This window comes from Oceanobacillus chungangensis (genome assembly GCF_003369565.1).
GTDB lineage: Bacteria > Bacillota > Bacilli > Bacillales > Amphibacillaceae > Oceanobacillus > Oceanobacillus chungangensis.
Genome location: NZ_PIOD01000010.1, coordinates 1 through 10,687, shown reverse-complemented (window position 1 = coordinate 10,687; position 10,687 = coordinate 1). Strand labels below are relative to the sequence as shown.

General features: G+C 38.3%; 8 protein-coding genes, 1 rRNA gene and 1 other annotated feature. All 9 genes read right to left on the bottom strand.

The genetic code is table 11. From position 1 onward, the window contains the following. Positions 1-13 precede the first annotated feature (13 nt). Positions 14-229, bottom strand: a binding site (T-box leader). Positions 230-351: 122 nt separating this feature from the next. Beyond that, entirely contained in the window at positions 352-1,821 is a 1,470-nt protein-coding gene (gene gltX / locus CWR45_RS09490; protein WP_115749637.1) for a glutamate--tRNA ligase, read from the bottom strand. A 145-nt stretch (positions 1,822-1,966) separates the two neighbouring features. Beyond that, entirely contained in the window at positions 1,967-3,061 is a 1,095-nt protein-coding gene (locus CWR45_RS09485) for a PIN/TRAM domain-containing protein (protein WP_115749727.1), read from the bottom strand. 127 nt (positions 3,062-3,188) lie between these two features. Beyond that, the gene (radA, locus tag CWR45_RS09480; protein ID WP_115749636.1) at positions 3,189-4,562 is read right to left on the bottom strand and encodes a DNA repair protein RadA; all 1,374 of its coding nucleotides are present in this window, start codon (positions 4,560-4,562) and stop codon (positions 3,189-3,191) included. A gap of 219 nt (positions 4,563-4,781) precedes the next feature. Further along, positions 4,782-7,214, bottom strand: coding sequence for an ATP-dependent protease ATP-binding subunit ClpC (gene clpC, locus CWR45_RS09475; protein WP_115749635.1), 2,433 nt, complete (start codon positions 7,212-7,214; stop codon positions 4,782-4,784). Between the two features lie 13 nt (positions 7,215-7,227). Next, on the bottom strand, positions 7,228-8,292 hold the full coding sequence (mcsB, locus tag CWR45_RS09470; protein WP_115749634.1) for a protein-arginine kinase McsB: 1,065 nt from the start codon (positions 8,290-8,292) through the stop codon (positions 7,228-7,230). Further along, positions 8,289-8,840 (bottom strand): protein-arginine kinase activator protein McsA, encoded by a 552-nt coding sequence (mcsA, locus tag CWR45_RS09465; RefSeq protein ID WP_115749633.1) that lies wholly within the window; start codon positions 8,838-8,840, stop codon positions 8,289-8,291. The genes mcsB and mcsA overlap by 4 nt, the downstream gene beginning before the upstream one ends. A gap of 81 nt (positions 8,841-8,921) precedes the next feature. Beyond that, positions 8,922-9,383, bottom strand: a complete 462-nt coding sequence (locus tag CWR45_RS09460) for a CtsR family transcriptional regulator (RefSeq protein WP_115749632.1) — start codon at positions 9,381-9,383, stop codon at positions 8,922-8,924. Between the two features lie 237 nt (positions 9,384-9,620). Next, positions 9,621-10,322 carry an MgtC/SapB family protein gene (locus CWR45_RS09455; RefSeq protein ID WP_115749631.1) on the bottom strand — a complete coding sequence of 234 codons (702 nt, stop codon included), beginning with the start codon at positions 10,320-10,322 and terminating at the stop codon, positions 9,621-9,623. Between the two features lie 286 nt (positions 10,323-10,608). Further along, positions 10,609-10,687, bottom strand: a 5S ribosomal RNA gene (gene rrf, locus CWR45_RS20485); the annotation flags it as partial.

Below are 10,687 nucleotides of genomic sequence, written 5' to 3'. Positions count from 1 at the left end.
TGTGTAATCAATACACAGAGGCGCTTCTCACGCGGTTCCACTCTGTTTGGAAAAATAATCCTTCCCAACTTGTGCTCTAATAACGGTAGAGAACCGCTGTTATATACTACTATTTCAATAACAGACTCTTAGGGGCACTTCGAAAACGACGCTTAAAATCACTCCCAGCCACGGTGATTCTCTCTGAGTAAGCTAATCATTCTCTACTTTCCCTTTTCAACGTTCATGTTCATCCGCATACAATGCAGGATTTTATTTACTTGTTAATACTCGATCAAAAAGGAGGTTAAACCAGCCTTTTTGAACATCCTCTTTTAATACTATATTATACAATTACCCAAATGTGAACAATTAAGCTCCTAATTGTTTTAATACCTTGTCCAAACGCGCTAAAATAACTTCTTTCCCTAATAGCTCGATTGCGAATGGAAGCTCAGGTCCATGCATTTGGCCTGTTGTTGCAATTCGAATAGGCATGAATAGTTTCTTCCCGCGATGGCCTGTTTCCTTTTGAGTAGCCTTAAACTGTGCTTTAATTGAATCCTTCGTGAAATCGTCTAAATGGATTAGCTTATCCGTGAATACTTGTAATACCTCTGGAACTTGCTCCTCCTTCAGTACTTCGAGGGACGCATCATCAAGCTCAATATGATCATTGAAGAATAGCTCTGTTAGCTCAACGATTTCCTTACCATATCGTAATTGCTCACGATATAAAGAAATCATATTTTCAGCCCAAGTGCGCTTTTCCTCATCCATGTCCGCTGGTAATTTCCCTGCATCAATTAAATATGGCATTGTAAGCTCAATAACTTTGCTGAAATCAGCTTTCTTAATGTATTCATTATTCATCCATTTTAATTTTTGTTGATCAAAAATTGCTGCAGATGTAGATAAACGCGCTGGATCAAAGATTTCGATCAATGTTTGTTGATCAAAGATTTCTTCCTCGCCAACTGGTGACCAACCAAGTAAAGAAATGAAGTTAAACATTGCTTCTGGTAAATATCCTAAATCCTTATATTGCTCGATAAACTGAACCACATGATTATCACGTTTACTTAGCTTCTTCCGTTCTTCATTTAGAATCAGTGTCATATGGCCATATTGTGGTGCAGTCCAGTCGAATGCATCAAAGATCATCATTTGCTTCGGTGTATTGGAGATATGCTCTTCGCCACGAAGAACATGAGAAATCTCCATTAGGTGGTCATCGATTGCAACAGCAAAGTTATAGGTTGGAATGCCATTTTGCTTCACCATTACCCAGTCACCAAAATCACTTGATTCAAATGAGATTTCTCCACGAACGATGTCTTGGAATGTGTATGTTTTATTTTCGGGAACACGGAAACGAATGCTAGGCTTTCTTCCCTCTGCTTCAAATGCAGCAATTTGTTCTGCTGTTAAATTGCGATGTGCACCAGAATATTTCGGTGTTTGTCCATTAGCTTGTTGTTGTTCACGCTCTGCTTCAAGCTCTTCCTCCGTCATATAATCTTTATATGCAAGACCTCGTTCAAGAAGTTCGTCGGTAAATTTCTTATAAATATCAAGACGCTCTGTTTGGCGATATGGACCATATTCTCCGCCAATATCCGCTCCTTCATCCCATTCGATGCCAAGCCATTTTAAGAATGTATTCTGACTTTCTTCCCCACCTTCAACATTACGTTTATCGTCAGTATCCTCCACACGAACAATAAATTTCCCATCAAAGTGTTTAGCATATAAATAATTAAAAAGTGCCGTTCTTGCGTTACCAATGTGCAAATGGCCTGTTGGGCTTGGAGCATATCGTACACGAACATTATTTGTCATGGTGTTTCCCCTTTCTATTCTTAACCTCTGGTGAGGTGCCTCTACTCAATTGATTCGTTCTGCATTTTACTATTATTAATAAGAAAAGTGATAACATTATACTGTTATCACTTTAATACTCTATCCTCTATAAGTTATACCCTTTTTACTGTGCTTTTTCAAGTAATTTTGGTTTTGCAAAAATCATTCTACCTGCAGATGTTTGCAATACACTAGTGATTAGAACTTCAATCGTTTGACCGATATAGTCCCTGCCTTCTTCCACTACAATCATCGTACCATCATCTAAATAAGCAACGCCTTGATTATGCTCTTTCCCATCTTTAATTACCTGTACAACTAATTCTTCACCAGGCAATACAACAGGCTTCACAGCATTTGCTAAATCATTAATATTTAGTACGCTAACACCTTGAAGATCGCATACTTTATTTAGATTAAAGTCATTGGTTACGACGATTCCATTGATTACTTTTGCAAGCTTAATCAGTTTACTATCCACTTCCTGAATATCTTCAAAATCGCCATCGTAAATCTCTACCTTAATCGGTAAATCCTTTTGAATTCGATTTAAGACGTCCAATCCTCGCCGACCACGATTTCGTTTTAAAGCATCCGACGAATCGGCAATATGCTGTAATTCTCCTAAAACGAATTGCGGTATAACGAGCGTGCCTTCTAAGAAGTTCGTCTGACAAATATCGGCGATACGCCCATCGATGATTACACTAGTATCTAGTATTTTTGCTCTTGAGCTAGTTGCTTCCTCGACATCTTGGCCATCGATAGATTTTCTCTTTTCCTTTCTATTCGTTTTTAATAGATTGAAAAATTCATCCCTTCTTCTAAAGCCAACTTGGAATCCAAAGTAACCGAGTAAAACGGTAATAAAGAGCGGTAAAATTTGTGAGAAAATTTCAATGCGAATCTCTTGTAATGGCATTGTGGAAAAGTATGCAATGACTAATCCAATGATTAATCCTAAACTACCAAACATTAAATCGACTGCTGGTAACTTAATAAGTGCATCTTCTATCCATTTTAAGAAGTTTACAATATAGTCCGCTAACCAATATGAGATAAGGAAAAAGACAATTGCACCGAATACCATGCCCACATATGGTGATGTGAACCAACTATCTACTGAAACACCTAATAAACTAAAAATATCTGGAACATATAGATACCCTACTGTTGCTCCTAAAACAATAAAAAATAAATTGACGATTATTTTTAGCACCATTATCACCTCCTAGTATTTATTATTGCCTATATTTTTATAAATTAACCTTAAGAAAAGGGAGAAAACAACGATAAAAATATTAAAACTGACACTCCCCAGCTTCATTCCCTGAATCGAAACTGGGTTACTGTTCAATTCCTACGTCTAGTGCCTCTTGGACGGTGCTTACACCGATTACTTGAATATTCTTCGGCGGGGTCCAGCCATCCAAGTTATTTTTTGGACAGATGACACGCTTAAACCCTAGCTTTGCGGCTTCTTGGACACGCTGTTCAATACGTGAAACACGCCTTATCTCGCCAGTTAGACCAACTTCCCCGATAAAGATATCATTCGGTCTCGTAGATCGATCACGAAAGCTTGAGGCTATACTTACGGCAAGTGCTAAATCGATTGCTGGTTCATCCAGTTTAACACCGCCCGTTACTTTAATATATGCATCCTGATTCTGTAACATCATACCAACACGCTTTTCCAAAACAGCCATTAATAATGGAACACGATTATTATCGATACCTGTAGCCATTCTTCGAGGGTTTCCAAAGCTAGAAGGAGATATCAACGCCTGGATTTCCACAAGAATCGGTCTTGTGCCCTCCATTGAAGCAACTACCGTCGAACCTGCCGAACCTTCTGAACGCTCTTCCAGAAATATTTCGGAAGGATTCATCACTTCTCTAAGCCCTTCTTCCTTCATTTCAAAAATACCCATCTCATTTGTTGATCCGAAGCGATTTTTTACACTTCGCAAAATCCGATAAACATGATGCCGTTCTCCTTCAAAGTAAAGAACAGCATCCACCATATGCTCAAGCAATCTCGGTCCGGCAATTGCTCCTTCTTTCGTTACATGGCCAACGATAAAGATTGGAATGCCCATTGACTTTGCAATTCGCATTAGTTCACCAGTGCATTCCCGAACTTGAGAAACACTCCCAGGAGCACTTGATATTTCTTCACGATAAATTGTTTGGATTGAGTCGACGACAACAAATGAAGGTCTAATTTCTTCAATTTGTTTCGTGATATCAAATAAATTCGTTTCTGATAAAACATAAAGCAAGTCTGCTTTAATTCCAAGTCGGTCTGCACGGAGCTTAGTCTGACGAGTGGATTCCTCACCCGATATGTATAATATTGGCAGCTGTTTTTCAGCTAACTGAGAGGAAATTTGTAATAGCAAGGTTGATTTACCGATACCAGGGTCGCCACCAATTAATACTAGAGAGCCAAGAACAATCCCTCCACCGAGAACTCGATTGAACTCCTTCATGGAAGTCGTTATCCGCGGTTCTTTCTCGGATTCAATTGCTGTAATCTTCTCTGGTTTACTATTTACTTTCGTAACGCCTCTAAAGGCATGGTTCCCTCTAGTCGTCGTTGATTCTACCTCTTCAACCAGTGTATTCCAATTATTACAGCCTGGACATTTCCCCATCCATTTCGGTGACTCATAGCCACAATCCTGACAAACAAACTTAGATTTGCGTTTTGCCAAATTTCTCGTCCCTTTCCTCTATCTCTCTATTGTAATCCTTTTTTACAACTTATAGGTTACAGAATTCTATCAAATTAATAGTCCATCTTCCTCATTTTTGCCACAAATCCGTACTAACGTGGCTATTATAGGATGATTATTCGCGCTAACCTTTAGGAAAAGCTAGAAGATGGATCTCTTCTAGCTTTGGTAATAATTAACGGGATTGCTATTTAGTTATTATGCAAGAATAATGAACTCGCCCTTGTTATTCAGTCCGACTTTCACTTTCTCATTGATTGAAATCGTTCCTTTAAGAAGCTCTTCGGAAAGTAAATCTTCAATATTCTTTTGAATCGAGCGGCGCAATGGCCGCGCACCATATTCAGGATCAAATCCTTCATTGGCAATCTTCTCAACTGCTTTATCTGTAAGTGAGAAGTCGATGTCCTGTTCCTTCAAGCGTTGTTGTAGTTGTTTGATCATCAATACAACAATATCTTTCATATGCTTCTTCTCTAAGGAATGGAACACAATTGTTTCATCGATTCGGTTTAAAAATTCAGGACGGAATGCCTTTTTCAATTCATCCATCACTTTCGATTTCATTTCTTTATAATGTTGCGTTTCGTCACCGAGATTAAACCCAACGTATTTATTCCGTTTTAATTCACTTGCCCCAACATTGGATGTCATGATAATTACAGTGTTACGAAAATCAACAACCCGTCCCTTAGAATCAGTTAAACGGCCATCCTCTAATACTTGCAGCAATATATTAAACACTTCTGGATGTGCCTTCTCAATTTCATCAAGGAGAACTACAGAGTATGGTTTTCTTCTTACTTTTTCTGTAAGCTGACCACCTTCATCATATCCGACATATCCAGGAGGTGAACCAACAAGACGAGAGGTTGAATGACGCTCCATGTACTCTGACATATCGATGCGAATCATCGCATCTTCATCGGCGAACATTACTTCCGCGAGTGCACGTGCAAGCTCGGTTTTACCAACTCCAGTTGGTCCTAAGAAAATAAATGAACCAATTGGACGTTTTGGATCCTTTAGTCCGGCACGAGCTCGGCGGATTGCTTTAGCTACTGCATCAACTGCCTCTTCTTGACCGATAACACGATCATGCAATGTTTCTTCCATATTTAGAAGGCGCTTCGTTTCATCCTTCGTTAGCTTGGAAACAGGAACCCCAGTCCAAATAGATACAACACTAGCAATATCCTCTACTGTTACTTCGGAATCTGTTTGCCCTTGCTTTTCCTTCCATTCTTGTTTCGTCTTTTCTACTTCTTCACGGAAACGCTGCTCAGAATCACGTAATGATGCTGCCTTTTCAAATTCTTGACTTTGTACTGCTGCATCTTTTTCTTTTCTTACTTCTTCAAGCTTCTGTTCCAGTTCTTTTAAATTTGGTGGAATCGTATATGAACGCAAACGTACTTTAGATCCTGCCTCATCGATTAAATCAATTGCTTTATCTGGTAAGAATCTATCGGTAATATATCTATCAGATAGGGTTGCCGCTGCTTCAATTGCTTCATCTGTAATTGATACACGGTGATGCGCCTCATAGCGATCACGAAGTCCATTTAAGATTTGAATTGTTTCTTCTAATGTTGGCTCATCCACTGTGATTGGCTGGAACCGGCGCTCTAATGCTGCATCTTTTTCAATATATTTACGATACTCGTCAAGCGTAGTCGCCCCGATACATTGTAATTCGCCACGTGCAAGAGAAGGCTTCAAAATATTTGATGCATCAATTGCTCCCTCTGCTCCACCTGCGCCAATTAATGTATGCAGTTCATCAATAAATAAAATAACATTTCCTGCCTGGCGAATCTCCTCCATCACTTTTTTCAACCGATCTTCAAATTCACCGCGATATTTCGTACCAGCAACAACTGTCCCCATATCAAGGGTCATGACTCGTTTATCTCGTAATGTTTCCGGAACCTCGTTATCAATAATTTGTTGTGCGAGTCCTTCTGCAACTGCAGTTTTACCAACACCAGGCTCACCGATTAATACTGGGTTATTCTTCGTACGGCGACTAAGAATTTGAATCACGCGCTCAATTTCCTTTGCACGGCCAATAACAGGATCAATTTTCGCATCCTTCGCGCTTTGCGTTAAATCTCTTGCTAAGGAATCAAGTGTCGGTGTATTTGCATTTGATTGTTGTTGCCCATTACGTCCTTGACGGCCAGCTTGAGACTCATTGCTGCCTAGAAGCTGTAGTACTTGCTGGCGCGCCTTATTTAAACTGACACCTAAGTTATTCAATACGCGGGCAGCTACCCCTTCTCCTTCACGAATTAATCCTAGTAAAATATGTTCTGTACCGACATACGAATGACCTAATTTTCGCGCTTCGTCTTGGGATAGCTCAACAACCTTCTTCGCACGAGGTGTGTAATGAATCGTTTGCATCTGCTGCTTGCCAACACCAATTAGCTTTTCCACTTCCTCTTGAATTTTTGGAACTTCTAATCCTAAGGATTGTAATGCTTTCGCGGCGATACCCTCGCCTTCACGGACAAGGCCTAAGAGAATATGCTCTGTACCAATATTCGTATGTCCAAGGCGTACTGCTTCTTCTTGAGATAACGCTAATACTTTTTGCGCCTTTTCTGTAAAACGTCCAAACATCATAATTGATTCCCTCCTATTTCTCTAATTCTAATCTTTCTCGGATGAGTGATGCCCGAAGCACATCGCGTTCGTTGGCTGTTAAGTTTTTCTTAGCAAAATGTTGTAAGAATCCTGGTTGAATAAGTACCATAAGTTCATTTAGTATATTTCTTGATGTATGTTTAATAATACCTAAATCTATTCCTAATCGCACGTTTGAGATGCATCTAGATGCCTCAGTTGCGTTGATGATGCGACTATATTCTAAAACACCATAAGAACGATAAATACGATCTTCTAGTGTTAATTCTGATTGTTTCATAAGTATGCTGCGAGCATTCCGTTCATGTCCAATTAACTGATTCACAATACTCCCTAAATCACTCACAATATCCTCTTCGGATTTACCTAATGTAATTTGATTAGAAACCTGGAATATATTCCCTACCGCTTCACTGCCCTCACCATATATACCTCTTACCACAAAACCTAGTTGGTTAATCGCCGGTATGATTCGATTAATTTGCTTCGTTATTGTCAGTGCGGGCAAATGCATCATTACAGAGGCACGTAGTCCTGTTCCAACATTTGTAGGACAACAAGTTAAATATCCTCTCGTTTCATCAAATGCATAATCGACTCTCTCCTCTAACCAATCGTCAAATGCAAATGCATCTTCCAATGCCCTTTCCAATTGTAATCCAGGATAATAGAGCTGAATGCGAATATGATCCTCTTCATTTATCATTACAGAAATTTGCTCATTTTGTGAGATAAGTGCTGCAGATTCATCACTATACTTCACTAAATGAGGGCTAATTAAGTGCTTCTCCACTAGGACATGCTTCTCAACCGCTGTTAGGTCTCTTATTGAAATGAATTCAAAATCTTCGTGGTTCCGAAATGATTGATGTTCATATTTTTCCTGAAAGAAATCATGTATAGCTTCTAATTTTTCTTCACTTGCTATTAATGGGAAAGATACATCTGCAACATTTCTTGCTAAACGAATTCGGCTACTTAAGACTATGTCACTTTCTGGACCATCGTCACGCATCCAGGGGCTAATCGCTTCATCGATAAAATGCTCTAAGCTCATGACTTGTCACCTGCTTCTGATTTCCTAGGATTACTTTCCAGTTCTTTAATTTTATCGCGAATGATTGCAGCATCTTCAAATGCTTCCGTTTCAATTAAATGCTGTAGTTCCTTTTTATAGCTCTCGATTTGTTTCCTAGTTTGCAAATCAATCCCAGTTCGTTTTGGAACCTTTCCATTATGCTTTGTATTCCCTGCATGCGCACGACGGAAGATAGGATCTAATCGAGAAGAAAAGGTCTCATAACAGGACGCACATCCAAATTTCCCAATCTGTTTAAACTGTGAAAATGTCATTCCACAATGGGTACACGTCAACTCCTGTGATTGTTGCTTTAACGTTTTATTTTCTACACTATCCAGTTTTGATGCATTGAAATTAATTAAATCTGTTAGCAAGTGATGAAATGAATATGCCTCATCAGGATAGGATAAATAACCCTTCTCTTTCGCACAGACCTCGCAAACGTGATTTTCCTTCTTTTCGCCATTTATTACCTGTGTAAAATGAAGTGTGGCTGGTCGTTCATGGCACTCTTGACATTCCACTTCGCGTCTCCCCTTTACCAATGTGTATCATCGTTAAGAAAATCTTATACGTTACAATCATAGTTAGCAAGAATAACGATTCTACATATATTTTAATTGTGTAAGCATAGCAGTCAGTATCCGTGCCCGTATCTCATCTCGTAGTGGTAGCTTAAATGCGAGGGTATTCCGATCAATTGCACTGAGCATAAGCTTTGCCTCTCGCTGCGAAATTAATTCTTCTTCTAAAAGGCGTTCAAGTACATCTAATGAAGCCCGCTGTGTCACAGTAGGGTTGATCATATGAATAATTTCATCTATTAATTGCGATTTATCTTGATGTGTTACTCTAATGATTCGAATATAACCACCACCACCACGCTTACTTTCTACTGTATACCCTTTTTCTACCGTAAAACGCGTGTTAATTACATAATTGATTTGGGAAGGAACACATTGAAACAATTCAGCAATTTCACTCCGCTTAATTTCAATCGCATTTTGCCCTTTCGATTGTAATACCTTTTTTAAATACTGTTCGATTACATCTGAAATATTACTCATCTGCCCATCTCCTCTTGTTAGTATGAGTAAGTCTATTATTTATTACCATATTTGACTTTGACTATCTTTGACTATACTTTTATTATACGCAATTATGATGGAGATGCAAATAGATTTTATAACCTAGTGTGGACAAAAAAATTAAAACAAAACCCTACATCGTAATTAATGTAAGGTTTTTATTTTAAAATATATGCTTTGTTTTTTTATTTTCAATGAGTAATGTTCAAAATCTTATTATTTATCTAGTTCCGACACATTATTCACGAAATCAATCTTAGAGATTTCATCTAGCATGGAAATTCTATCACTATTCTTCCCATGAATTAATTTAATGTGGATCTTTCTAATATTATTTTCCATTTTTATTATTTCAATATTCCTTACCGTTTCGCCAAATTTCTCTGCAGTAGCAACAACATCTTTAATCTCCAATTCTGGTTCGACAATAATTTCAATAAAACTGGAGACATTTATTCTTGGAAGGATTTTTTCAAAATTGTTAAGGAAAATTAAACTGATTAAGATTATTAATGTTGCTAGGGCAGCAGCACCATACATACCAACTCCTACTACTAATCCAATTCCAGCTACGGTCCAAATAGACGCTGCCGTAGTTAAGCCACGAATCGTGCCTCCATACACAATGATAGTTCCTGCTCCAAGAAAACCAATTCCACTTATAACATAAGATGGTATTCGTGCTGGATCGAATCGTACATTATCATATGCCTCTATAAATGGAGAAAACCCATATAGTGACAGTAACATCATTAAACAAGACCCGACTCCTACTAGGATATGTGTACGAAAACCAGCGGAGTGATTATTCAACTCACGTTCAAAGCCTATGAAACCGGATAGTGCTAAGGCAATAAGTAAACGAATAATAATAATATGAAAATCATCGCCAAATACTTCGTGTAAAAGTGTATCCATTGCTTGCATCCTTTCTGTTCTGATTAGTTCTATTAATGGTATCAGCAACTATATTCATTTATTCAATTATTTATATGCTTTAAAGTTACGATTAAGACTTAGTAATGATTGAAAGATAATTCATCTTATATCGTACCATTACTGTTTGAGATTTGCGTTATATCTTAATAAAAATGACCTTGCATCTTATTAACCAGCAATGATGACGAGGTAGCAATAATGTTTCATTGCAGAATCAATTAAAAAAAGTCTAAGATACAGATTTTGTATCTTAGACTTTTGATTAGCCTGGCGGCGTCCTACTCTTGCAGGGACAAAGTCCCAACTACCATCGGCGCTGAAGAGCTTAACTACTGTGTTCGGGA

Excerpts from the sequence above, each read along its gene's own strand:
- gltX (WP_115749637.1), bottom strand. The coding sequence starts at position 1,821 with ATGACAAATAATGTTCGTGTACGATATGCTCCAAGCCCAACAGGCCAT.
- clpC (WP_115749635.1), bottom strand. The coding sequence starts at position 7,214 with ATGATGTTTGGACGTTTTACAGAAAAGGCGCAAAAAGTATTAGCGTTA.
- mcsB (WP_115749634.1), bottom strand. The coding sequence starts at position 8,292 with ATGAGCTTAGAGCATTTTATCGATGAAGCGATTAGCCCCTGGATGCGT.
- CWR45_RS09460 (WP_115749632.1), bottom strand. The coding sequence starts at position 9,383 with ATGAGTAATATTTCAGATGTAATCGAACAGTATTTAAAAAAGGTATTA.
- CWR45_RS09455 (WP_115749631.1), bottom strand. The coding sequence starts at position 10,322 with ATGGATACACTTTTACACGAAGTATTTGGCGATGATTTTCATATTATT.